Here is a 22949-nt window from a genome sequence, read left to right as displayed (position 1 = left end):
GTCCTTCAGGCGAGGCCCAGTCCGTTGACAGCGATGTCGATGAGCTTGATGCCCGCAAACGGTGCGATGAGGCCGCCAAGGCCGTAAATGGCGAGGTTGCGCGCCAGCAGCGGGCCTGCGCCCATGGGCCGATAGGTCACGCCCCGCAGCGCCAGCGGAACGAGCAGCGGAATGATGAGGGCGTTGAAGATGATCGCCGAGAGGATCGCGCTCCGAGGCGTGCCGAGGCCCATGACGTTCAGGACGCCGAGGCCGGGATAGAGCACCACGAACATCGCCGGGATGATCGCGAAATATTTGGCGACATCGTTGGCGACGGAGAAGGTCGTAAGCGCGCCGCGTGTCATCAGCAACTGCTTGCCGAGGCCGACGACCTCGATCAGCTTGGTGGGGTCGCTGTCGAGATCGACCATGTTGCCCGCCTCGCGCGCGGCCTGCGTGCCGGTGTTCATGGCGACGCCGACATCGGCCTGCGCCAGCGCGGGCGCGTCATTGGTGCCATCTCCGCACATCGCGACGAGGCGACCGCCCTGCTGTTCCTTGCGGATGAGGGCCAGCTTGTCCTCCGGCGTCGCCTGCGCAAGGAAGTCGTCGACGCCCGCCTCCGCCGCGATGGACGCGGCGGTCAGGGGGTTGTCGCCGGTAATCATGACGGTGCGGATGCCCATCTGGCGCAGTTCGCCGAACCGTTCGCGAATGCCCGCCTTTACGATGTCCTTGAGGAAGATCGCGCCGAGCAGTTCGCCGTCTTTGGCAACGGCAAGCGGCGTGCCCCCGGCGCGGGCGATTTCGTCGGTGATCCGGCGCAGTTCTTCGGCGACGGGAGTCCCCGCCGCATCGGGATGGGCGCGCAGGATCGAGTCCACCGCGCCTTTCTGAACGGTCGTGTCGCCGATCCGAACGCCCGAGAGGCGGGTCTGGGCGGTGAAGGGGATGATCTCCGCGTCTTTGGGCAGTGCCTGCGCGGTCAGACCGAACTTTTCGCGCGCGAGGACGACGATGGAGCGGCCCTCCGGCGTTTCGTCGGCGAGGCTGGCAAGGAGCGCCGCCTCCGCGAGCGTGGCGGTCGTGGTAACGCCGACCGGACGGAACTCGGTCGCCTGACGGTCGCCCACGGTGATGGTCCCGGTCTTGTCGAGCAGCAGCACGTCGATGTCGCCCGCCGCCTCCACCGCGCGGCCCGACTTCGCCAGCACGTTGAAACGCACCAGCCGGTCCATGCCTGCGATGCCGATGGCCGACAGCAGCGCCGCGATGGTCGTGGGGATGAGCGTGATGAGCAGCGCCGCGAGGATCGACACCGGGATCGAGCCGCCCGCATAGCTGGCAAAGCCCGGTATGGTGCCGACCGCAATCAGGAAGATGATGGTGAGGCCGACGAGCAGCAGCGTCAGGGCGATCTCGTTCGGCGTCTTCTGCCGCTCCGCCCCTTCGACCAGCGCGATCATCCGGTCGAGGAAGCCCTGCCCCGGATTGACCGTGACGCGCACCCGGATTTCGTCCGAGATGACGCGCGTGCCCGCCGTGACGGCCGAGCGATCGCCGCCCGCTTCGCGGATGACGGGCGCGGACTCGCCGGTGATGGCGGCTTCGTTGACGGATGCGACGCCGGACACGACTTCACCGTCGGAAGGGATAAGGTCGCCGGTTTCGACAAGCACGATGTCACCGCGCTTCAGCGCACTGGCGGGGATGGCATCAAACTCCCGCCCGTCCCCCTTCAGACGCTTTGCGGTCAAGTCCGCTTTCGTCGCGCGGAGCGAGGCGGCCTGCGCCTTGCCGCGCCCTTCGGCAAGCGCTTCGGCGAAGGTGCCGAAGAGGACCGTCAGCCAGAGCCAGATGACGAGCTGGACCTTGAAGCCGGTGGCGAGGCCATCATGGCCGACGAACAGCAGCAGCGTCAGCAGCGCCGCGACCACGGCGGTGGTGAACATCACCGGATTGCGTATCAACTCCCTTGGGTTGAGCTTGCGGAAGGCGTCACTGATCGCGGGCAGGATCAGGTCGGCGGTGAAGAGCGATGCGGACGCGGGGCGTGCCATGATGATGCTCCGTTCAGAAAAGCTGGCCGCGGATCATCGCGAGATGATCGGCAATGGGGCCAAGGGCGAGGCCGGGAAGAAAGGTGAGGCCACCCAGGATGAGGACGATCCCGACGAGCAGGCCGGTCCACAGCGGGCCGGTCGTAGGGAAGCTGCCTGCGGTTTCAGGGACATATTTCTTCGCCGCGAGACCCCCGGCAATCGCCAGCATCGGCACGATGATGAAGAAGCGGCCGATCCACATCGCAACGCCCAGCAGGCCGTTGTAGAAAGGGGTGTTGGCGGTGAGACCTGCAAAGGCCGACCCGTTATTCCCGACGCCCGAGGTAAAGGCGTAGAGGATTTCGGAGAAGCCGTGCGGCCCCCTGTTGAGCGGCCCGGCCAGTCCGGCGGGCAGAACCGAGGCGAGCGCGGTAAAACCCAGGATCACGAGCGGAAGCACCGCAATGGCCAGCACGGCGAGCTTCACCTCTCGGCTCTCGATCTTCTTGCCCACATATTCTGGCGTGCGCCCGACCATCAGACCCGCGACGAACACGGCGAGGATGGCGAAGAGGAGGAAGCCGTAGATGCCCGCGCCCACGCCGCCGACGACCACTTCGCCGAGCTGGATGTTGAGGAGCGGGATCATGCCGCCCAGCGCGGTGAAGCTGTCGTGCATGGCATTCACCGCGCCGCAGCTTGCCGCAGTCGTGATGACGGAGAAGAGAGATGAAGCTGCGATGCCGAAGCGGACTTCCTTCCCCTCCATATTCCCGCCGGGAACGCCGAGGGCATGAAGGATCGGATTGCCCGCCGCTTCCTGCCAGTAGGTAACGGTGACGCCGATCAGGAAGATGGTCAGCATCGCCGCAAGGATCGCCCAGCCCTGCCGGACGTTGCCGACCGCCTTGCCGAACGTGTAGGTGAGGCCCGTGCCGATCACGAAGATCGAGAGCATCTGGACGAGATTGGTTAGTGCGGACGGGTTCTCGAACGGGTGGGCGGAATTGGCGTTGAAAAAGCCGCCGCCGTTGGTGCCCAGCATCTTGATCGCTTCCTGGCTCGCGACCGGGCCGAGGGCGATGGTCTGGCGCACGCCTTCCAGCGTGGTGACGTTCACCGATGCGGCCAGCGTCTGGGGAACGCCGCCCGCGATGTAGAAGATCGCAAGAAGGACGCAGGCGGGCAGCAGCAGGTAAAGCGTGACGCGCGTCACATCCGCCCAGAAATTGCCGATGCTGCCGGTCTCCCGCCGCGCAAAGCCCCGGAACAGGGCAAAAGCGAGCGCGATGCCGGTCGCGGCCGACAGGAAATTATGCAGCGTCAGCGCGAGCATCTGACTGAGCGGGGACATGGTGGATTCGCCCGCATAACTCTGCCAGTTGGTGTTGGTCGTGAAGCTGACCGCCGTGTTGAAGGCGAGATCGGCGCTGTTGCCCCCAATTCCCAGCGGGTTGAGCGGCAGCGCGCCCTGCAGCCGCAGCATGGCATAGGTGAAGAACAGGCCGACCGCGTTGAAGATCAGCATGTGGACAGCGTAGCGCCGCCAGCCCTGCTCCTGCGCCGGGTCGATACCGGATAGCCGGTAGAAACCGCGTTCCACCGGTCCGAGCACGCGATGCAGCGGGGTTCTGCGCCCCTCATAGAGCGCGAACAGCCACAGCCCCATCGGTCGGGTCATGGCGAGCAGCAGGACGACGAAGGCGGCAATGAGCGCCCATCCCTGAAATGTCATGGATTGCCTCCGCGATCAGAAGCGTTCGGGGCGGGCAAGCACCGCCACGAGATAGCAGAGAAGGCCAAGCGCGGTGACCGCCGCCAGCCAGAGGTCGGGTGTCATGATGGCTCCCTCCCGTCAGCCATTGTCGCACAGCGCGGCATAGCCGAGCGTTGCGCCCAGCAAGGCGAGGGTGAGGCCGATCCAGAGGATGTCCTGCATAGTCTGTCTCCCGCACGGCGTCGGGCCACGGGACGTGCGGCGCCGATTCGTCTGCGGTTCTTCAGGTAGGAGAGCGGGGCGTTGGAAATCGAGACACAGGACCGCCGCCGCCCATAGTATTTGCGTATGATTGGCGATCAACCGCCCTTGCTGATCGACATTTCGACGGCGAACTGCCCTTCCCTGCGCGCGAAACGGAGCGCGCCGTCATGGATGCCCGCCACCGCCGAGACCAGCGACAGGCCAAGGCCCGCGCCCGCTATGCCCCGTGCCGGATCGAGCCGGCCGAAGCGGCGCAGGGCGTCCGCCTCCCGTTCCGCAGGGATGCCGGGACCGCTGTCGGCGACGCCGACGCGCCATGCGTCGGGCGCTTGGTCGAGATAGAGAGTCATCGCGCCTTCGCCATATTTGAGCGCGTTGTCGATGAGGTTGGACAGAGCCTGCCCCAGCAGTTCGCGATGCGCAGGCGCTATGGCGGGGCCGGTCGCTTCGATATGCAGCGCCCTTCCCTGTTCTTCGCATAATGGTTCGTAGAGTTCACCGATGTCGGCGAGCAGCAGCGCGAGATCGGTAGGCGACAGGCGCTCCCGCCCGATGCCCGCCTCCATGCGGCTGACCTCCAGCGCGGTCGCCAGCATCGCCAGCAGGGCGTCGGCTTCACGGCTGATGCCGTCCACCGCCTCGCGCAGGGCGGCGGGATCGTCCGTGAGCATCGCGCGGTCGATGCGCGCACGCAGGCGGGTGAGTGGCGAGCGCAGATCATGCGCGATGCTGTCGGTCACGGTGCGCAGTTCCGCCAGCAGCCCGACGATGCGGTCGAGCATGTCGTTGATCGTGCCGCCGAGCATGTCGAAACTGTCGCCCGACCCGTCGAGCGCGACGCGGTGGTCGATGCGCCCTGCGCCGACCTGCGCCGCCGTTTCGGCGATATGGACGATGCGGCGGTCGATGATGTGCACGACGAGCCATGCGGCGACCGCTGCCAGCGGCAGCGCGGTCAGCAGCGCGGTCAGCAGCGCGCCGCCGATGGTCGAGCGGATCTGGTCGCTGTCGTCGGTGCTTTCGCCCACCAGCAGGCGGCTGCCGTCGACGGTCGGCGCGGCGGTGATGATGAACGGGCCGGGCTGGCTGTCGCCGAGGCGATAGAGTCTGGCCCGGATACCTTCGGTGCGGCCGGGGATGTTGGGCGGCCAGCCTGAAAGATTGCCCGCGACGATCCGGCCATCGGGGCCGATCAGCAGGATGACGGCGTCCTTCTCGTCGCGTGCCTGCTCCGCGACGGCGCTCGCCAGCGCCTTGCCTCCCTCGTCCCGGCCGATCGCCAGCAATGCATCGCGCATGTCGATCGCGGTCGCAATGTCGGCTTCATCCAGATTGCTGCGGACGAGCTGCGTGACCGACAGCAGCAGCGCCGCGCCGAAGATGAGTTCGAGCAGCAGGATGAGGCCGATGAAACGGGCATGGGACGAGCGCAGCCAGCGTGTCATGGCGCGGGATACGGATCAGCCAAGGCGATAACCCGCGCCGCGAACCGTGAGGATGAGGGGCGTGTCCCCTTCGCCGTCCACCTTGCGGCGCAGGCGGCTGATATGCACGTCGATGACATTGGTGCCGGGATCGAAATGATAGTCCCAGACGCCCTCTAGCAGCATGGTGCGCGTTACCACCTGCCCTGCGTGGCGGAGGAGATATTCGAGCAGGCGGAACTCACGGGGCTGAAGGTCGATGGGCCGGTCGCCGCGCCGCACCTCGCGCTTCAGCAGGTCCATGGTCAGCGTGCCGCAGGCCAGTGTCGTTTCGACCGTGGTGCCAGCGCCCCGCCTGCGCATCAACAGTTCAAGCCGCGCCAGCAATTCGGCGAAGGCGAAGGGCTTGACCATATAGTCGTCCGATCCGGCGGTCAGCCCGGTGACGCGATCGTCGACCGATCCCAGAGCCGACAGGAACAGCACCGGCGTTTCGATTCCTGCGGCACGCAGCGCGCCCAGCACCGCCAGGCCGTCCATGCCAGGGATCATGCGATCCAGAATGACCGCATCGTAGCTGCCGTCCGTCGCCATGAAGAGGCCGTCGCGGCCATTGTCGGCATGGTCGGCGACATGGCCATGTTCGGCCAGTCCTTTGAGGATGAATTCGGCGGTGGTCCGGTCATCCTCGACCAGCAATATCTTTCGTCCCATCCCCCTTGCGCTCCTGTCCTGCGGCGACGTGTCGGCTTCTCCCCTCGCCGGGTGTCCTGCATTGCCAAATTCGCGCTTCATAGGGAATGGGTCCGTGATGGAGGTGGAGCGTTTCGCCGCACGGCAGGCGGTTCTGGATCAGGCGCTGTGCTTCGATCAGGCCCGAAACCCGCCGGGAAGCGACCGCATCGAGCAGGTCGCCGACCCTGATCCCGCTTCGGTCGGCGGGGCCGCGGCTGCGCAGGCTGGTCACGACGACCCGCCGCCCCGCATATTCTCCCAGCGTAAGCCCCATCGCATCGCTGACGACGACGGCCGCTGCAGGGGAGCGCGGGTAACGCATGGACAGGATGAGCGGGATCGCCGCCAACAGCATGGCCGCTGCGAAAATATATCGGGGAGACCACGCCATGCGCCGAATCTCTAGAGAATGAGGCGTGTCACGGGACTGACAGGGACATGACATAAAGTTCATGCGAGGGTCAGCGCGCCGATGGCGCAGCCATGTCACATCGCCCGCTGTTCAAAGGACAATGCCGGAGGAGAAGGCGGGTGCAGATGAAGGCGGGCAGGAGGGGGATGGCGGCAGTCGCTTTGCTGGCCGCGCTGCTGCTGGCCGCATTCGCCTGGCTCGGTTATATCGGCGGAAGCGTCTTTACCGCCATCGTCCCCGGCCATTATCGCCCCCGCCCCGGCGAGCCGGTCGCTATCCTCTGGTCGGGCGACATGGGCTTTCGTCTGGGGATGGGTCCGATGATCGCCGATCATCTGGTGAAGGACGGCATTCCCGTGATCGGCGTCAATTCGCTCGCCTATTTCAATGTCCGGCGCACGCCGCAGGAGGCCGAAGCGCTGCTCGACCGGTCGATCCGGCAGGCGTGGAAGATCAACCGTCAGGCGCGGCTCCTGCTGGTCGGGCAGTCCTATGGCGCGGACATGCTTCAGGTGGCGCTGGCGGGACTGCCACCCGCGACGAGAAAAGCGGTGGGGCAGATCATTCTTGTCGTGCCGGGCGCCACAGTCGCGTTTCGCGCCTCGCCAACGGAGATATTCACCTTCGCGATGCATGAAGAGCCTGCGCTGCCGACTGCACGCGGCCTTGGCTGGGCGCCGACACTGTGCATCGGCGGGCGCGAGGAGGCATCGGGCCTGTGTCGGCTGCTCCATCAGCGCGGCGTCCGCACCGTCCTCCTGCCCGGCGGCCATCCGCTGCGCCGGGACGATGATGCTGTCTATGCGGTCATGCGCCGGGCGATGGCTTCATCCGGCGTAGCGGGAGGGCGGTGACGTGACGCGAGTCCTTATCGCGATATGGGCGGCATGGATGCTGGCGCTGCCGGGGATGGCACAGGGAGAGCCGTCTCTTGCGGGAGAATGGATCAACCCGCGCGGCAGCGTCATCGTGGCCACCGCCCCCTGTCAGGGCGGGCTTTGCGGATGGGTGCGCTGGGCCAATGGCGAAGCGCTGGCCGACGCGCAGGATGCCGGTGTCGCGCATCTCGTCGGGACGCAATTGTTGCAGGATTACAAGGCGGACGGTCGCGGCAGATGGAGCGGGCGCGTCTATGTGCCCGACATCGGGCGGACTTTTTCCTCGACGATCCGATCCGTAGACCCCACACATGTCCGGATTTCGGGATGCCTCGTCGGCTCGTGGATCTGCAAGAGCCAGATCTGGTCGCGGCCAAGGGTGGATTGAGCGGATGCCCCAGTCTTTGAGAAAATGGACGGCTCGGCTCCCGAAACGCCACCGCACCGCGATATCGGTGGGGGTCGTGCTGATGCTGGCGGCACTGGGCCTGATCGCGCTGACCCATATGCTGCGCGAGGTGCGGCTGAACGATGTGCGGGATGCATGGCACCTGATGCCCGCGCGCGCCCTGCTGGCGGCGGCGGTGCTGACGACGATCAGCTATGGGACGCTCACCCTGTATGACGTGATGGCGCTGCGGAGCATCGGGCGGCCATTGCCCTATCGCACGGCGGCGCTGGCGTCCTTCACCAGCTATACGCTGAGCCACAATCTCGGGCTGGCGCTGCTGACCGGCGGGTCGGCGCGGTTTCGCATCTACAATGCGGCGGGCCTGAGTGCAGGAGAGATCGCCCGCGTCGTCGTGGCCGCCAGCGCGACATTCTGGGGCGGCATCCTCGTGCTCGCTAGTGCGATGCTGGCCGTTCGCCCGGAAGTGGCGGTCCGGATTTTTCCCGATTCGCCATCGGCGCTGCGCCTGTTCGGCATTGCGGCGCTGCTGCTGGTGGCGGGGCTGCTGGTCTGGGCGGGGCGCAACGGGCGGACACTGTCACTGCGGGGCATGCAGATGCCCCTTCCCCCAGCGCCCGCCCTGCTGGCGCAGATCGGCATCGGTATGGCGGACCTGCTGGCGGCCAGCGCAGCCCTGTTCGTGCTGGTGCCCGGCGCGGACGCCGCGGCATGGCCGGCCTTCTTCGTCGGCTATACGCTGGCGATCATCGCCGTGCTGGTGACGCATGTGCCCGGCGGGGTCGGCGTGTTCGAGGCGGTGATGATCGCGGCGCTTCCGGGCACGGGCCAGCCCGAACTGCTGGCCGCGCTGCTCGCCTATCGGCTGATCTACTATATTGCCCCGCTGCTCGTCGCCATCGCGATCATACTGGTTCAGGAAGGATGGCGGCGGCGCGAACCCATCGCGCGGACCATCGACGGCGTCCGCTCCGTGGTCTCCGGCCTTGCGCCCGTCATGTCCGCAGCGCTGGTTTTCTTCGGCGGTTGCGTCCTGCTGGTGTCCGGATCTCTGCCGACCGTGCCGCGCCGCGCCAACCTGCTGTCCGGTTTCGTGCCGTTACCCGTTACGGAGATTTCGCATCTTGCGGGAAGTCTGGCGGGCGCGGCTCTGCTGGTCCTGTCCGCCGGGCTTTATCGCAGGCTCGACGGAGCCTTCTGGCTGACGCGGCTGCTGCTTCTGGCGGGAGCGGTCTTCTCCCTGCTCAAGGGTCTCGATTATGAGGAAGCGGTGGTGCTGGTCCTGATCGCGGCTGCGCTGCAATGGACACGGGCGGCCTTCTATCGTCGCACGCACTTTTTGGCCGAGGCGTTCACGCCGGGCTGGCTGGCGACGGTCGGCGTGGTGCTGGGGCTGTCGGTCTGGATCGGCTTCTTCGCCTATAAACATATCGAATATCAGAATGACCTCTGGTGGCAGTTCGCCGTCCGGGGCGATGCCTCGCGGTTCCTGCGCGCCAATCTGGGAGTCGCCGTCCTGCTCGGCATCGTCGCCTTCTGGCGTCTGTTTCGTCCCGCCCGACCCTATCGCGGCCTGACGGGCGATGGCGTAGCGGTGCCTGCGGAGGCGGTCGCGCTGGCCCGGCGCGCCGACGTCAATCTTGCGCTGGTGGGTGACAAGCGATTTCTGGTGGCCGAAAGCGGGCGCGCTTTTCTGATGTATCAGGTGCGCGGACATAGCTGGATCGTGATGGGCGACCCGGTCGGCGACGAAAGCGAGTGGGGCGACCTGCTCTGGACACTGCGCGAGCGGGTTGACGCGGCGCAGGGCCGCCTGCTGCTCTATCAGATCAGCGTCGACACTCTGCCGCTGGCCATCGAACTGGGCCTGCAGGTCACGAAATATGGCGAGGAGGCTCTGGTCGATCTGGCGCACTTCACGCTGGACGGCCCCGCCGCCAAATCCCTGCGCCACGCCGAACGCCGCGCCACGCGCGAAGGCGCAACCTTCGACATCATCCCGGCGGGCGCAACGGACGCTGCGATGGCGGAGCTGGCACAAATATCGGAGCAGTGGCTGGCCAGCAAGCGCCAGCGGGAAAAGGGCTTCAGCGTCGGGCGGTTCGATCCGGCCTACATCGCGGCGTTCGACTGTGCGGTCGTGCGGCAGGACGGCCGCATCATCGCCTTCGCCAACATATGGAAGACCGCCGACCGCAGCGAATTGTCGGTCGACCTGATGCGCCACGCCGACGCCATGCCCTATGGCACGATGGATTTTCTGTTCATCCGGCTGATGCAATGGGGCAAGGCGCAGGGCTATGCGCGCTTCAACCTCGGCATGGCACCGCTGGCTGGGCTGGAGGCGCGGCGGCTGGCGTCGATCTGGTCACGGCTGGGCGCGCTGATCTACCATCATGGCAACGCCTTTTACGGGTTCGAGGGGCTGCGCGCCTATAAGGAGAAATTCGCGCCGCAATGGGTGGGCCGTTACGTTGCGGGGCCGCAGGGGCTGGCCTTTGCGCGGACGCTGATGGACCTCCAGTCGCTGATCGGCGACGCGCCGTCCTTACCCGCGCGCGGTCAGGACGGGTTGCCCAGCCTGTTCCACGCTTCCTGGCCCGCGAACAGCGGGGCGACCGTCGCCGCCGCCTCGCGCAATTCCTGAACGTCCTTGATCCGCATCCGCGCGCGCGACCGTTCGACGAGGCCCGTTTCGTCGAGGCGGCGCAGCGTGCGATTGACGTGCACGGTGGTCAGTCCCAACAGTTCGCCCAGATGCTGCTGCGTCAGGGGAAATTCAAAACTGCCGTCCTTCACCAGATTGGCGGCGACCAACCGGTCGTGGAGATCGAGCAGAAACGCGATCAGCCGTTCGAGCGCCGAGGTGGCTCCCACCCAGGCGAGCTGCTGCATCAGCGCGACACGTTCCTTCTGGGTGCTGAGGAAGAGACCGGCCGCCAGCCGCGGATTTTCGGCGAGAATCTTGCCGACCACTCCGGGGGGCAGCGGGCAAACCACGGCGTCGGTCAGCGCCTCAAGCGTTTCCCCCGCACTCGCCAGCGCGAGGCTTGGGAAGCCCAGCAGGTCGCCGGGCAGATGCACCTTGACGATCTGCCGCCGTCCATCGCGCAGCATGAGCGACGATCCCACCCATCCTTCCATCAGGAAATAGACGGCCGCCACCGGCTCCCCTTCCCGGCGTATCGCCCGATAGCGTTTCACCTCACGTCTGTTCGCCGCCCAACCCTTCACGATTTCGGCTTCATCCGCCGACAGGGTCACAAATTCTTCCAGGCGATGATAGGGTGGCTGCATGCTCTTCTCCGGTAAAACGGGGCACGCATCAGACAGTTGGTAACTTGGCGCATTCACAAATATCAGTCTGCCCTATTTTATCGAGCGACTTTTGTGCCGGGACCGGTCGGGCGCGCTCAACGCGGCTGGCTGGTCGCGCTTTCGGGCGGATATTCCATGTAGAGATAGTCGGGATCGAACTGGCCGCGTTCGATCAGCCGGCGCATATCGAGGATTTCGACCAGCGAGGAGCGGAAGATGCAGAGCCGGTCTTCACGGAGCTGGCGCATCACCCGGTTCACATGCACGCTGGTGAGACCGCATATTTCCGCCAGATCGACCTGCGTGATGCCAAGGGAAAAGCGCTTGCCGTCGCTCAGGCCCGCAGAAGCGAGGCGCGCGTTCATCTCGCACAGGAAGTGCGCGACGCGGCCCGCCGCATCCAGCCGTCCCATCCGGAAGAGCCATGCCCGGTGGACCGCTGCGTCGAGCAGCGTCGAAAACCAGAGCTTGCGCGTCAGGCCGGGATCGTCGCGGAGGATCGCGTCGAGGTTGCGATGCGGAACGACGGCGACCTTCGCAGCGGTCATCGTGCCGATGTCATGATCGAGCGTTCGCAGCGGATAGCCGTGCAGGTCGACGAAGTCGCCGGGCACGTGGACGGCAACCAACTGCCGCAGGCCGTTGCGGTCGTCGATGTAGCGGGAAAGTATGCCTTCGATCAGCAATGTGCTCTGGTGGAGCGTATCGCCCGCACGGACGATCGTCGTGCGCGGGCCGAAGCTGCGCACTTCGGCGACCGCTCCCTCCAGCCGGGCGCGTTCCTCGTCGGTCAGCGTTGCGCCCCGTTTGTCGCGAAGAAAATGTTCCGTGTAAATCGGCCTGATCCCGCGCTTTCATGAACCCAGACGGCCAAACGCATCAGACGCGATAGGGGTTCATCGGCGGTTTGCTGACTAGCTGCCGGGCTGGACATTCACTGGCGGGGCGAGAGGATTGATCTTCTCCGGCGGCAGATTGGCGTCGCTCTCATCCTGCTGCTCATGCTCGTCCGATTGCGGGGAATTGGCACCCGGCGGGGGCGTTCCCCTGTCGCCTTCGGCGGGTTCGTCGGCGGACGATATGGTGCTGTCAGTCATGTTGTTATCCTCTGTACGGTATGTGCCTTGCCGGCAGGCACGGCGGCTCAATGGAGCATGTGCCGCAGCGCTGACAGAAGCTTCTCGCCAATGTCGGGTTTCAGAATGAAGAGCGCCTGCGGATGTGCCTCGACCATCGGATGTTCGCCAGCCCCGGAGCAAAGGACATAGGGGATCGCATAACTATCGAGATCATCTGCCAGAAGATCGACGTCGCTTCCCCGCAGATGAATGTCCAGCACGGCGCCGGACGGCATATGGTCAGCGAGCGCAGCGACCCCCTCAGACAAGGTGGCATAGGGGCCATCGACTTCGTAGCTGGCGTCCTCCAGCATGTCGGCGATGAGGGAGGCGACGGCAAGATCGTCCTCCACCAGCAGAATGCGGTTTCCCTGTGCCATCATGCCAGCCCGAAATGCGCGCGATACCGGTCGAAGCAGCGTTCGCCGCAATGGAGGCGGATGAGCGCGCCTTCGGCCATGGCAGTGGCTCGCCGGGGGTCTTCGGCGACCAGCGGACGGATCGCTTCGTCATTCCAGTCGCGGCTATGCTTGACGTCCAGCACCGCATGAAGATCGAAATAGCGGCGCTCGGCGTTGCTCAGTCCTATCCGTTTCAAAGCCTGTGCGGTGTGCGCGGATCGGTCCGGCGCGGTCAGTTCGATGACGCCGAGCGCGCCCACACTGTGCCACGCATAATGACGCGCCGACGCCATCGCCGTCATCGCGTTGGCGAGTGCCAGACTTTCCCAGACGGTGTTTTCGATCCGGGTGTCGAGGTCGAGTATCTGAACCAGTTGGCCCAGCATGGGACCATGCATGCCTCTGGCGTTGCCGCGCCCCATTTCGTCCCAATAGTTGCGCGCCAGTTCCAGCTTGGCCCGGTCGGGCAGCTTGACCTGCGTCATAGCGACGAGGTCGTCGAAACCGGCCTCCCCCGCTGCTTCCTGCGACAGGAACCAGCGGATCTGATCGCGGTCGGCCTGTTCGGCCAGCCACGGGAACAGCCGGTCGTGCTGGCCGGGGCCATGGTGTTTCAGCGCTTCGAACCATGCGACGAACCCGTCCGGGTCGGTAGGCGCGGATGCGGCCGCCTGCCGCACTTGCGCGCGCAGTTCCTCGATGAAGGCATGTTCAAGACGCAGCATCGCCCGGTCGTCATCGAACCGGGCCGCGGAGAAATCATCGGGGAACGCAGGCGCAAGGCGCTGACGGTTCCATCGGGTCAGGCTTTCCTGAAAGGATTGCTGGAGAAATTGCGATTGTTCGATCGTGAGTTGCGTAGCCACAGGCATGGGCCTCCTTCTATGCCTCTCTCAATCCCGAGAGGCAGGAAGCCGTTCCCGCAAATCACATTAACAAAGATCAGCCTAACCCTGCGCGTGGCCGAAGTCCGACGTCTGGTGCGACCGCTCGTTGCGCCCTCCCCGGCGAATCGCCGCCTGCACGCGGGCGACCAGTTCGTTTCTGCGATAGGGCTTGCCCAACACGTCCAGCGCCTCGGGCTGCGGCCCCTGCAACGCCATCTCATCATTATATCCGGTGGTCAGCAGAACCGGCACTTCGGGCGCAATGCGGCGGATCTCCTGCGCCAGCGCCAGTCCGTTGCGGCTGCCGGGCATCAGGACGTCGGAAAAGACGAGCGCGACGCCGCCTGCCGCCATCAGTTCGTGAAATGCCTCCAGCCCCTGCTCATAATCATGCGCAACCCGCACATGATAGCCTGCTTCGGTCAGGGTCGTTTCGGCCAGTTCGGCGATGACGACCTCATCCTCGACGATCAGCACGGTCTTGGAGCTTTGCCGGTCCACTTCCTCGGGACGGAAGCCATTGCTGTCGGGTTCCAGCGCGAGGGGGCGTTCGTCATCGACCGGTATGGGGAAAAAGAACTGGACCGAAGTGCCCTCGCCCACATTGCTGTCGATGCGCAGCGCGCCGCGCGACTGAAGAGCGAACCCGTGGGCCGTGGCAAGGCCAAGGCCCGTGCCTGCGCCCTTCGCTTTGGTGGTGAAGAAAGGTTCGACCGCGCGCTGAAGCGTATGCGGCGTCATGCCCGTGCCGTCATCCTCCACCTTCATCACGATATATTGGCCATCGGGCAGCCCGGCGACGGGATTGTCCGCGTCTACCGTTTCCTGCCCTGTCGAAATGATGATCGTTCCGCCGTTCGAAACGGCGTCGCGCGCATTCACCACCACGTTGATGAGCGCCATTTCGAGGTGATTGGGATCGGCCTCGATCTCCGGCAGGCGACGGCGGAGATTGAGCTGGAGCAGCGCGCGCGACCCCACGGTAGAATCCAGCAGCTCCGCGATGGAGTTGACGAGGCCCGACAGCTCGATCCGTCGAGGCTCCAGCCGGCTTCGCCGGGCGAAGGACAGGAGCTGCGCCGTCAGTTTCGTGCCGCGCTCCGTCGCCTGCGTGGCGGCCAGATGGTAGCGTTTGAAGGCCTTTTCATCCTCCCGGCGGTGCGCCATCATGTCGAGGCTGCCGCTCAGCACCTGAAGCAGGTTGTTGAAATCGTGAGCGAGGCCCGCCGTCAGTTGGCCGACCGATTCCATCTTCTGCGACTGGAACCGGGTCGCTTCGGCTTCCTTGCGCGCGGTGACGTCGAGCTGGCTGGCGAAGAAATAGAGGAGAGCGCCGTCTTCGCCATAGACCGGCCCGATGAAGACGCCGTTCCAGAAGGGCTGGCCGTTCTTCCGGTAATTCAGAATTTCCAAACTGATCGCCCGGCGCGCCGCTATGCTGTCACGCAACTGGGCAACAGCGTCCCGGTCGGTCTGCGCACCCTGAAGGAAGCGGCAGTTATGGCCGATAATCTCTTCCAGATCATAGCCGGTAAGATCCAGAAACGCGTTGTTGGCGAAAACGATCGGATTGTCGTCCTTGTTGGGATCGGTCAGGATCATCGGCATCCGCGTCATTTCGAGCGCGGCGAAGAATACGCTCCCGCGCTCGTCCAGCGACGGATCGGTGATCCGGCTCTGCTTCCAGTGATGCTGGCCGCCGGTCGGCCCCAATATGTCGTCGTTGGGCGAGTCCATCTCGCCTGCCGACGGGACGCCGGTCGCTTCCTTGTCGTTCGCCATCAGTCCGTTCCGTCCGCCATGGGATCGCCCGGTCCGTTAGCGGGAACAGGACCTTCGCTCAACGGGGCGATGGGGGCGGAGAAGATCACCCGCAAGCCGGGCTGATTATCGTCATCCTCGATCGTTCCCGACAGCCGTTTCACCATGGCGTTCAGCATACGCGATCCAAATCCCTGACGGTTTCCGTTCCTTCCCTTGCCACGATCGGCCACGATGAGCCGAAAGCGTGCACGATGCTGTTCCAGAACGACCGAAACCGGCCCCGGTGCCCCGGCATAGGCATATTTCTGCGCATTGATGACGAGTTCGACAAGGATCAGGCCGACATTGACCGCGTTATCGGCGGCAATCATCACCGGCGCGAGGTCCGCAGTGAGAAGGTCCGACCATTCCGGCCCCATGGAGAGCCGGAGGTCGTCCAGCAGTTCATACAGGTAGCGCGACAGATTTATGCTTTCGACATTGTCATCGGCATAGAGGCGGCGATGGACGAGCGCGACGGCGCTCAGCCGCCGCTGCGCTTCCTCCAGACTGGTCTTGACCGTGGCGTCGCTCGCGTCCCGCGCCTGGAGCGCGAGGAAGGCGATCACAAGCTGGATGCTGTTCTGGACGCGGTGGTTCACTTCCTTGATGAGCGTGTCCTTCTGCTCCAGCAGGCGGTCCTTGTCGGCCGCGGCGACGGTCAGGCTTTCGGCGAGATCGCGGATACGGCGGTTCTGCCGGATGTCGTAGAGCTTCGCGATCAGGCGATGCGCGCCCTCCACTTCCGCGGCGGACCATGGACGCGCCTTGCCGCGCAGGATTTCCCGCCACGCGACGAAAGACGCGCGCGGCGTCAGCGCCTCGCCGGGGGCCAGCCCTTCCGCCTTGTGCGGGTTTCCCGCCCATTCGACGATCTGCTGTTCTTCTGCCCGGAACCACAGGAGCACGGTCGGTATGCGCGTGGAGAGGGTGATGGACAGCAACCCGCTCGCCCGTTCGGCGGCCGCCGCCACGGCGGGAAAAGCCTTGGGCAGTTCATGGGTCTGATAGGGCGCGGGGCCGCGCATTCTGGCCCAGTCGGCGATTTCGCGCACTATGGCCTCTTCGGGGCACAGGTCCGTGCAAAAGAGCTGCGATCCGTGAATCACCGCGAAGGAATCCGCGTCGAACATCCGGCGCAGACTATCCGATGAAGCGACCAGCAGCGGGAAGAGCGCCTTGTCGCCGGTGAGGCGGCTGTAGAGCGTATCTTCCTCCGCATGGACACGGATGCGGTCGCGGTATCGCTCTGCTTCCTCCTTGGCCGCGACCTGCCGCGCGAGGCCACCTGCGAGCAACTGCGCCGAGCGGCGCTGCGTCATGCCAAGCGCGCGCGGCGTCCGGTTGTGGCAGGCGACCAGCCCCCAGAGCAGCCCGTCGCGGACGATCGACACCGATGCGGACGCGCCGACGCCCATATTCTTGAGATACTGGATATGGATGGGGGACACGCTGCGCAGTTCGACATCGGACAGGTCGATGCCGCGCAGCGCGGCGGGCTGGATCGGCTGCGGCTCGTAATGCACGTCGGCGATCACGCGCACGCGATTGCGGACATAGAGGGCGCGGGCCTGCTGCGGTATGTCGGACGCCGGAAAATGATGGTTGCGAAAGCCCTCGCCCCCGCCCCGGACCGTTTCCGCCACCACAACGCCGGAATCGTCGTCGAGGAAGCGATAGATCATCACCCGGTCGTAGCCGGTCAGGGCGCTGAACGCGTCAGCGGCGCGCTGGCAGAGTTCTGCAAGGCCGCCCGCTTTCTCGAACTGCGTGCCCACTTCGTCCATCCAGCCGAGCACGTCGAGCGCGGGCTGCGGCCCGTCGGACCGCTCGAACTGCACCAGCCAGTAGTCACCCGCCCGCACTGCCATGACATCGCAGGCGAGTTGCGCCTCATGGCCGATCTGAAGACGCCCGCCCGACGCACCGGCGATCGCATCGGCCACATCCTGCCCGGCCAGATCGCCCAAGGCCTGACCGTCATGCCAACTCCGGCCGAGAAGCGCCGGAACGTCACCCGCCGCCCCGGCGACGGTCAGGCTGTCGGGCCTGACGATTAGCAGACACCCGTCAGGCTGGATCGCGCCTGACAGGTGAATAGGTTCCCGATCGCATTCGGTAATATTCAATGGCCGCTCTCCGGTCCGGCGCGGCGGCTCGACCGTTCAAACGGCTCACGCGGAAACCGTTTAGCAATTGAGATAGACAAAAGGAAGATGGCGAATGAAAGGGCTTATCTTGATCCAAATCAAGATTTGCCACTTACTTGGCCTTTGCTGCCTCCGCCGCCGCCAGAACGCGCAGGACATTGCCAGACCAGATCTTTGCGATGTCAGATTCGCTATAGCCTGCCTTGAGCAGCGCATCGGTGATTTTGGGTAGCGCCAGAATGTCTTCCATTCCGGCGACGCCACCGCCGCCGTCCCAGTCCAGACCGATGCCGACATGATCCGGGCCGACGACCTTCAGCGCATGGAGCATGTGCGTCATGAAATCGTCGAACGTGGCACGATCGGTTTCAGGATAGAGCCGGTCGATCTCCTGCCTTTTTGCCAGCAGTTCGGCTCGTTTCTCCGCCGTCAGCTTTGCGTCCTCGCGCATTTCCGCGAACAACGCGCCGAGCGCCTTCTGACGTTCGGGATTGGGCTTTATCGCCTTCAGATAATTGCCATAGGCGTTCATCTGGATCACGCCGCCCTTCGCCGCGAGCGCCTTGAGATGATCGTCGTCGATGTTGCGCGGATGATCGTAGATCGCCTTGCAGCCCGAATGGGTCAGCAGCACCGGCGTGGTCGACAGCGCCAGCAGGTCGTCCAGCACCTGATCGCTGCTGTGCGAGGCGTCGGGCACGACGCCAAGGCGGTTCATCTCCCTGAGCAGTTCCTTGCCCAGCGGCGACAGGCCGCCGTAGCGCGGCTTCTTCGAAGGGTCGGTCGAGCTGTCCGCGAACTGGTTGTGCGCGAAATGCGCAAAGCCGGCCACGCGCACGCCCATGTCGTAGAAGGTCTTGAGCAGCGATACGTCCTCGCCCAGCGGATAGGCGTTTTCGATCGACATATAGACGACCCGCTTGCCCGCCACCGCGATGGGGGCGGCGTCGCTGGCCCGCGTCGCGAGGACGAAGTTTGCGGGGTCGGCGGCCACCATCGAGCGGATCGACATGCCGCGCAGCAGCGCGAAATCGCGCGCCTTGCGGAAGCCGTCGATGGTGAGCGGCCCCTGTGGCGTGTAGATCGCCCAGAAGCCGCCATCCAGCCCGCCCTTCTTCATGCGGGGCAGATCGACCTGCGTATAGTCGGTATGGACGCCGTGCTCATCCTCGATCGACCAGCCGGGAAGATCGAGCGAGGCAGGCGTGTCGAGATGGCTGTCGAGCGTCAGCAGTTTCTGGTGGAACTGGTAGACTTTCTTGGGAACGTCCTGCGCCACCGCCGTGACCGGCAGCAGCGCCATCAGCGCCGCTGCGGTCATCATCGCCTTTCGCATCAAATCTCCCCCGTGATCGTGAACTGGAAGGTTCGTGGAGACAGCGGACGGAAGAAGCCGTCGCCAGTCACGGACGTAGAGATATAGGAAAGCGTGTCCTTGTCGAAGAGATTGTCGACGTTGAAGCGCGCCTTGACGCTCTTCACCGGACCGAAGGTCCAGCCGTCACCGATGTCGACATAAGCGCTGAACACGGTGAAGCCGGGCACGCTGGAGCCGGTCGCGTTGGTGAAGGTCGACCAGCGCTTCGAGGTATATTTGCCCGAGATGTTCGCCACCAGCCAGCTCGCCGGTTCCACCGTCACGCCGCCGCTCAATATCCATTTGGCGCTGTCGGGGATATATTTGCCCGCGATCAGGATCGGTGTAGCTGCCGGGATGTCATCCTTGAACTTGGCATTGTTGTAGGTGACGTTGAGGTTGCCATAGGCAAGGCCGTTCAGGAAGGACGGCTTGTAGGTTCCGGCAAATTCGACGCCGTAGGAACGGACCCGGCCGACATTCTGGAAGAAGGTTTCGGTCGCTGCGCCTCCGCTACCCGGCAGAATGGTCGTTATCGACTGGATGCGGTTTTTGAACTTCGTGTAAAAGCCCGCCAGCGAGGCGTAGACCTGCCCCTGATTGGTGCGGATACCGACTTCCATGTTGGTGGAGCGTTCCGGCGCGGGTTGCGGCACCAGCGCCCCGCCGGGGCGGATCACCGAGTAGATGTCATCCATCCCCTTGGGCAGCGCCATATTCTCCGCATAGGAAGCGAAGACCTGCGTGCGGCCGTCGATCTTGTAGAGGAGGCCCGCCATCGGCAGGAAGAAGTCCTTGTAGCTGGCATTATTGTAGCTGACGCCATAACCGGCGCGGGGGACGCCGCCCACGACGCGATAATAATCGTCGAAGTCGCGATAGCCACGATAGCTATAGTCAAGCATCAGCCCCTTGAACCCGAAGTCGAGCAACAGCCGCTCGTCAGCCAGTTTGAGCGTATCCTTGACGAAAGTCTGCAAAGTATCGCGCTTCGAACGATAGTCGCGGCGCAGGTAAACGAGTTCGGCGAGGTTGGGCGCGCTGTCGGGCGCACCATCCACGGTGTTGTAGCGCGCCTGAGTGCGGTGATATTTGTCGACTTCGGCCCAGAGACCCGCCTCGATCGTGTTGATGCCCATTTCCCAATGGAGCTTGGTGGTGATGCCGTAGCGGTCGCCGCCGACGCCCGAGCGGCCGAACTCGATGCCCTTGGGCGCTGTCACCGGCAGGCCGACCGCGACCTGTCCGTTGTATCGGCTGAGCGAGTTTGCGTAGGTGTCAGGCGAGACGCCGTAGCCGCCCTTATCCTCCCAGTAGAGCGTCGATTCAGCCCAGACGCCTTCCGCGATCCCCGCATGGAAGGTCGCGCCGTAGAGCTTGTCCTTCCGCACGTTGATGGCAAGATTGTAGACCTGCGCATAATTGGCGTTGGAATAATAGACGCCCGGCGTAGTGGGCGCGAAGCCCGGCGTGGTGTTGGGGACATTTTCGATATAGGCGAAGTCGCGCCCGCACGCACCGGCAACGCTGCGCACGGTGCAATTATATTGCGCCCGGCTGATCGTCGGGGAGTCATAATCGAAGAAGTCGTTCGAGACGAACTTGAAGCGCGCCCAGCTATCGCCGCCCAGGTCGGCATGGACCTGCGCTTCCCAATGCTCGCGGTCGACCGAACCAGGGCCGCGCCACAGGTCGGTGTCGAGCTTGGTGCGGCTGACATAGGCGCGGAACGGCCCTACCTGCCCGGTGCTGGCGCGGATGAAGGTGCGCCTCATGTTGAAATCGCCGAAGCTCTGCGACACGAAGAGGCCCATATCCTGCTGCGGGGCGATGCTGTTATATTGCACCACCGGGCCGAGTGTGGAGTAGCTGGGGAGCGACACGTCGCCCGCGCCGATGGCCGCTTCGACCACGCCCAGATTTTCATTGTCGACATAGCGGAACACCGGGCTGCCGCCGAAGGCGTCGCTGCGTCCGGTGGGGATGCCATCGACGACGAAGCCGATCTGGTCGAGGTTGAAGGCGCGGGTCTGGACGCTGTTGCCAAATTCGTAGAGGCCCAGTGCGCCGTCAGTCTGCACGTTGAAGCCGGGAAGCTGCTCCAGCATCTTGAGGCCCGAAATGCCAGACGGCGCTGACAGCAATGCTTCGCGCGTGACCGCGACCACGTTGCTCACCTTGTCCTCGCCGATCGCTTCGGACGACTGAGAAATCCGGCGACCGGTCACGGTAATGGTCTGGCCTTCGTCGCCCTCCACCGGCTCCTGCGCCAAGGCGGGACTGAGAGCGCCGGCGGCGCAGGCAAGGAAAAGCGCGGCGCGGCTGCTCAGGCGAACGGTCGAATGGATCATATGCGGAATAGCCCCTTTTTTTTACAACGAGCCTTCCAGCGGCGCGGCGCGCCGGCATCCCCTGCCGCAACAGCATTTTGGCCGCCCGACCTGCGTGGGTCAGCGACTTGTCAGTTGTGTTGTGAAACGAAAGTGACGGCGCGATCCGCTATCGGCTATCGAGAATTTCTTGATGCAGGTTCAGAGATGCTGATGATCGCGCCCGTCAGCGGGCCATGTGCATGAAGTCGCGGTCGTAGCTTTTGAGGTGGGCGCCGCCATCGACATACAGCGTCTGGCCGGTCGTCGCAGTCGCCTGCGTCAGATACAGGACCGCCTGCGCGATCTGTTCGGCCTGCGGGAGCGAGGCGAGCGGCGTCATGGCGGCCAGACGCTCCATCTGCGCGCCGTCATAGTCGGACGTAGCGATGGTGAGGCCGGGTGCGACGGCGTTCACACGGACCGCTGGCGCAAGGCTGTGCGCCGTGGTGCGGGTGAGGCCCGCGAGCGCCAGCTTCGACAGGGTATAGGCGAACTGGTCGCCATGGGGATGGTCGATGCGCTGGTCGAGGATGTTGACGATGCAGCGGTCGCCCGGCCCCGCAGGCACGGTCGCGAAGGCCTTGGTCAGCATCGCGGGCGCGGCGCAGTTGACCGCATAATGGCGCATCAGATCGTCCGCCGTCACATCCTCCAGCCGGTCCTGCCCAAAGATCGCCGCGCTGTTGACGAGGATGTCGGGCGGACGGCCGAAGCGGGCGGCGACCATGCCGACCAGTTCTTCCGCGCCTTCGGGATCGGAGAAATCGACGACGAAGCCCTCCCATTCCGTCGCCTCCTCCTCGAAGGTCAGCGCAAGATGGGAATCGAGGCGCGTGTCATGGCTGCCATGAATGGCGAGCGAATGCCCCGCCCGCGCCAGCGCCGCCGCGATGATGCCGCCCAGCCGCCTGTGCCCGCCCGTCACCAGCGCGAGCCGTTTCTGCGCAAGAGGTGCGCCCACCGGCTCCGCCGGAGCGCCGGCGCGGCCCAGCGGGCGATAGGGCGGTTCGTCGTCCTGCGTCATGAGGCGATGAGTTTCAGCACTTCCTCCCGCGATTTTTCGTCGTCGCGGAATACCCCCAGCATGCGGCTGGTCTTCATGATGACGTTCGGCGTGCGCACGCCGCGCCCGGTCATGCAGCCATGCGTCGCTTCGATCACCACGGCGACGCCCTGGGGCTTGAGATGCTCCCAAATGCAGTTGGCGACTTCCGAAGTGAGCCGCTCCTGCACCTGAAGCCGGTTCGCGAAGGCATGAAGCACCCGCGCCAGCTTGGAGATGCCGACGACATATTCGCCGGGCAGATAGGCGATGTGCGCCTTGCCCACGATGGGCGCCATATGATGTTCGCAGTGCGACTGGAACGGGATGTCCTTCAGAAGCACCACATCGTCATAGCCGCCGACCTCGTGGAAGATGCGCGACAGATGGTAGGCCGGATCGTCGGCATAGCCGCGGCAATATTCCCGCCAGGCGCGCGCGACCCGCTCGGGCGTCTCGAACAGTCCCTCGCGCTCGGGCGCATCGCCTGCCCAGCGGATCAGCGTGCGGATCGCCTCGCTCACCTCGGCCGGAACCGGCTCCTTGCCCTCGCCCACCGTCTCCGCATCGGCATCGCATGCCATAAGCGCCGTTCCTTCCTCTTGCCTCTGGCGCATATGGCGGCTGAGCGCGGGGAA

20 protein-coding genes are annotated in these 22949 nt (G+C 65.0%); 3 read left to right on the top strand and 17 right to left on the bottom strand.

Features of this window, described 5'->3' with window-relative positions:
• Positions 1-5: 5 nt before the first annotated feature.
• The 6 genes from kdpB to SAMIE_RS03620 all read right to left on the bottom strand — a co-directional run bounded on the left by kdpB (position 6) and on the right by SAMIE_RS03620 (position 6555).
• On the bottom strand, positions 6-2042 hold the full coding sequence (gene kdpB / locus SAMIE_RS03645) for a potassium-transporting ATPase subunit KdpB (protein ID WP_066698896.1): 2037 nt from the start codon (positions 2040-2042) through the stop codon (positions 6-8).
• A gap of 13 nt (positions 2043-2055) precedes the next feature.
• Complete coding sequence (gene kdpA, locus SAMIE_RS03640) at positions 2056-3759, bottom strand: potassium-transporting ATPase subunit KdpA (RefSeq protein WP_066698898.1); 1704 nt, start codon at positions 3757-3759, stop codon at positions 2056-2058.
• A gap of 15 nt (positions 3760-3774) precedes the next feature.
• A complete protein-coding gene (gene kdpF / locus SAMIE_RS03635) occupies positions 3775-3864 on the bottom strand; it encodes a K(+)-transporting ATPase subunit F (protein ID WP_066698899.1) in 90 nt (29 codons plus the stop codon).
• A 236-nt stretch (positions 3865-4100) separates the two neighbouring features.
• Positions 4101-5450: a sensor histidine kinase gene (locus tag SAMIE_RS03630; protein WP_066698900.1), complete on the bottom strand. Its 1350-nt coding sequence runs from the start codon at positions 5448-5450 to the stop codon at positions 4101-4103.
• A 15-nt stretch (positions 5451-5465) separates the two neighbouring features.
• Entirely contained in the window at positions 5466-6143 is a 678-nt protein-coding gene (locus SAMIE_RS03625; protein ID WP_066698902.1) for a winged helix-turn-helix domain-containing protein, read from the bottom strand.
• Positions 6112-6555: a PDZ domain-containing protein gene (locus SAMIE_RS03620; protein ID WP_126516727.1), complete on the bottom strand. Its 444-nt coding sequence runs from the start codon at positions 6553-6555 to the stop codon at positions 6112-6114. Before SAMIE_RS03620 ends, SAMIE_RS03625 begins: the two co-directional genes overlap by 32 nt.
• A gap of 146 nt (positions 6556-6701) precedes the next feature.
• On the opposite strand from SAMIE_RS03620, the gene SAMIE_RS03615 reads away from it, so the two are divergent.
• From SAMIE_RS03615 to mprF, 3 genes are read left to right on the top strand one after another with little or no spacing between them, the layout of a single operon-like run.
• The gene (locus SAMIE_RS03615; protein ID WP_126516915.1) at positions 6702-7430 is read left to right on the top strand and encodes an AcvB/VirJ family lysyl-phosphatidylglycerol hydrolase; all 729 of its coding nucleotides are present in this window, start codon (positions 6702-6704) and stop codon (positions 7428-7430) included.
• A 1-nt stretch (position 7431) separates the two neighbouring features.
• Positions 7432-7842, top strand: a complete 411-nt coding sequence (locus tag SAMIE_RS03610) for a DUF2147 domain-containing protein (RefSeq protein ID WP_232037360.1) — start codon at positions 7432-7434, stop codon at positions 7840-7842.
• 4 nt (positions 7843-7846) lie between these two features.
• Positions 7847-10510 (top strand): bifunctional lysylphosphatidylglycerol flippase/synthetase MprF, encoded by a 2664-nt coding sequence (gene mprF / locus SAMIE_RS03605; RefSeq protein WP_083952427.1) that lies wholly within the window; start codon positions 7847-7849, stop codon positions 10508-10510.
• On the opposite strand, the gene SAMIE_RS03600 is transcribed toward mprF, so the two are convergent.
• The 11 genes from SAMIE_RS03600 to folE form a co-directional block, all read right to left on the bottom strand.
• Complete coding sequence (locus SAMIE_RS03600) at positions 10426-11160, bottom strand: Crp/Fnr family transcriptional regulator (protein ID WP_066698921.1); 735 nt, start codon at positions 11158-11160, stop codon at positions 10426-10428. The two genes, mprF and SAMIE_RS03600, sit on opposite strands and share 85 nt — an antisense overlap.
• 116 nt (positions 11161-11276) lie before the next feature.
• On the bottom strand, positions 11277-12017 hold the full coding sequence (locus tag SAMIE_RS03595; protein WP_066698922.1) for a Crp/Fnr family transcriptional regulator: 741 nt from the start codon (positions 12015-12017) through the stop codon (positions 11277-11279).
• A gap of 78 nt (positions 12018-12095) precedes the next feature.
• A complete protein-coding gene (locus SAMIE_RS03590; protein ID WP_066698923.1) occupies positions 12096-12278 on the bottom strand; it encodes a hypothetical protein in 183 nt (60 codons plus the stop codon).
• 47 nt (positions 12279-12325) lie between these two features.
• Complete coding sequence (locus tag SAMIE_RS03585) at positions 12326-12682, bottom strand: response regulator (RefSeq protein WP_332004042.1); 357 nt, start codon at positions 12680-12682, stop codon at positions 12326-12328.
• Complete coding sequence (locus SAMIE_RS03580) at positions 12679-13572, bottom strand: iron-containing redox enzyme family protein (protein ID WP_066698927.1); 894 nt, start codon at positions 13570-13572, stop codon at positions 12679-12681. Before SAMIE_RS03580 ends, SAMIE_RS03585 begins: the two co-directional genes overlap by 4 nt.
• 75 nt (positions 13573-13647) lie before the next feature.
• Complete coding sequence (locus tag SAMIE_RS03575; protein ID WP_066698934.1) at positions 13648-15369, bottom strand: PAS domain-containing protein; 1722 nt, start codon at positions 15367-15369, stop codon at positions 13648-13650.
• Positions 15369-17519, bottom strand: coding sequence for a histidine kinase dimerization/phosphoacceptor domain -containing protein (locus SAMIE_RS03570; RefSeq protein ID WP_083952428.1), 2151 nt, complete (start codon positions 17517-17519; stop codon positions 15369-15371). The genes SAMIE_RS03575 and SAMIE_RS03570 overlap by 1 nt, the downstream gene beginning before the upstream one ends.
• Positions 17520-17652: 133 nt before the next feature.
• Positions 17653-18876 carry a dipeptidase gene (locus tag SAMIE_RS03565; protein ID WP_066698937.1) on the bottom strand — a complete coding sequence of 408 codons (1224 nt, stop codon included), beginning with the start codon at positions 18874-18876 and terminating at the stop codon, positions 17653-17655.
• Complete coding sequence (locus SAMIE_RS03560) at positions 18876-21248, bottom strand: TonB-dependent receptor (RefSeq protein ID WP_083952429.1); 2373 nt, start codon at positions 21246-21248, stop codon at positions 18876-18878. The genes SAMIE_RS03565 and SAMIE_RS03560 overlap by 1 nt, the downstream gene beginning before the upstream one ends.
• Positions 21249-21453: 205 nt before the next feature.
• Positions 21454-22293 (bottom strand): SDR family oxidoreductase, encoded by an 840-nt coding sequence (locus SAMIE_RS03555; RefSeq protein WP_066698942.1) that lies wholly within the window; start codon positions 22291-22293, stop codon positions 21454-21456.
• The gene (gene folE, locus SAMIE_RS03550; RefSeq protein WP_066698944.1) at positions 22290-22895 is read right to left on the bottom strand and encodes a GTP cyclohydrolase I FolE; all 606 of its coding nucleotides are present in this window, start codon (positions 22893-22895) and stop codon (positions 22290-22292) included. Before folE ends, SAMIE_RS03555 begins: the two co-directional genes overlap by 4 nt.
• Positions 22896-22949: the final 54 nt, after the last annotated feature.

The sequence above is a fragment of the Sphingobium amiense genome, from assembly GCF_003967075.1.
Lineage (GTDB): Bacteria > Pseudomonadota > Alphaproteobacteria > Sphingomonadales > Sphingomonadaceae > Sphingobium > Sphingobium amiense.
Note: the sequence above shows the minus strand (reverse complement) of the source record. Positions and strands in the feature narration are given on the sequence as shown.

What these genes read in the sequence shown, in the direction of transcription:
- SAMIE_RS03625 (WP_066698902.1), bottom strand. Translation starts at nt 6,143, where the DNA reads ATGGGACGAAAGATATTGCTGGTCGAGGATGACCGGACCACCGCCGAA.
- mprF (WP_083952427.1), top strand. Translation starts at nt 7,847, where the DNA reads ATGCCCCAGTCTTTGAGAAAATGGACGGCTCGGCTCCCGAAACGCCAC.
- kdpF (WP_066698899.1), bottom strand. Translation starts at nt 3,864, where the DNA reads ATGACACCCGACCTCTGGCTGGCGGCGGTCACCGCGCTTGGCCTTCTC.
- SAMIE_RS03560 (WP_083952429.1), bottom strand. Translation starts at nt 21,248, where the DNA reads ATGATCCATTCGACCGTTCGCCTGAGCAGCCGCGCCGCGCTTTTCCTT.
- kdpB (WP_066698896.1), bottom strand. Translation starts at nt 2,042, where the DNA reads ATGGCACGCCCCGCGTCCGCATCGCTCTTCACCGCCGACCTGATCCTG.
- SAMIE_RS03630 (WP_066698900.1), bottom strand. Translation starts at nt 5,450, where the DNA reads ATGACACGCTGGCTGCGCTCGTCCCATGCCCGTTTCATCGGCCTCATC.
- SAMIE_RS03590 (WP_066698923.1), bottom strand. Translation starts at nt 12,278, where the DNA reads ATGACTGACAGCACCATATCGTCCGCCGACGAACCCGCCGAAGGCGAC.
- SAMIE_RS03565 (WP_066698937.1), bottom strand. Translation starts at nt 18,876, where the DNA reads ATGCGAAAGGCGATGATGACCGCAGCGGCGCTGATGGCGCTGCTGCCG.
- SAMIE_RS03555 (WP_066698942.1), bottom strand. Translation starts at nt 22,293, where the DNA reads ATGACGCAGGACGACGAACCGCCCTATCGCCCGCTGGGCCGCGCCGGC.
- kdpA (WP_066698898.1), bottom strand. Translation starts at nt 3,759, where the DNA reads ATGACATTTCAGGGATGGGCGCTCATTGCCGCCTTCGTCGTCCTGCTG.
- SAMIE_RS03615 (WP_126516915.1), top strand. Translation starts at nt 6,702, where the DNA reads ATGAAGGCGGGCAGGAGGGGGATGGCGGCAGTCGCTTTGCTGGCCGCG.
- SAMIE_RS03580 (WP_066698927.1), bottom strand. Translation starts at nt 13,572, where the DNA reads ATGCCTGTGGCTACGCAACTCACGATCGAACAATCGCAATTTCTCCAG.
- folE (WP_066698944.1), bottom strand. Translation starts at nt 22,895, where the DNA reads ATGGCATGCGATGCCGATGCGGAGACGGTGGGCGAGGGCAAGGAGCCG.
- SAMIE_RS03600 (WP_066698921.1), bottom strand. Translation starts at nt 11,160, where the DNA reads ATGCAGCCACCCTATCATCGCCTGGAAGAATTTGTGACCCTGTCGGCG.
- SAMIE_RS03620 (WP_126516727.1), bottom strand. Translation starts at nt 6,555, where the DNA reads ATGGCGTGGTCTCCCCGATATATTTTCGCAGCGGCCATGCTGTTGGCG.
- SAMIE_RS03585 (WP_332004042.1), bottom strand. Translation starts at nt 12,682, where the DNA reads ATGATGGCACAGGGAAACCGCATTCTGCTGGTGGAGGACGATCTTGCC.
- SAMIE_RS03575 (WP_066698934.1), bottom strand. Translation starts at nt 15,369, where the DNA reads ATGGCGAACGACAAGGAAGCGACCGGCGTCCCGTCGGCAGGCGAGATG.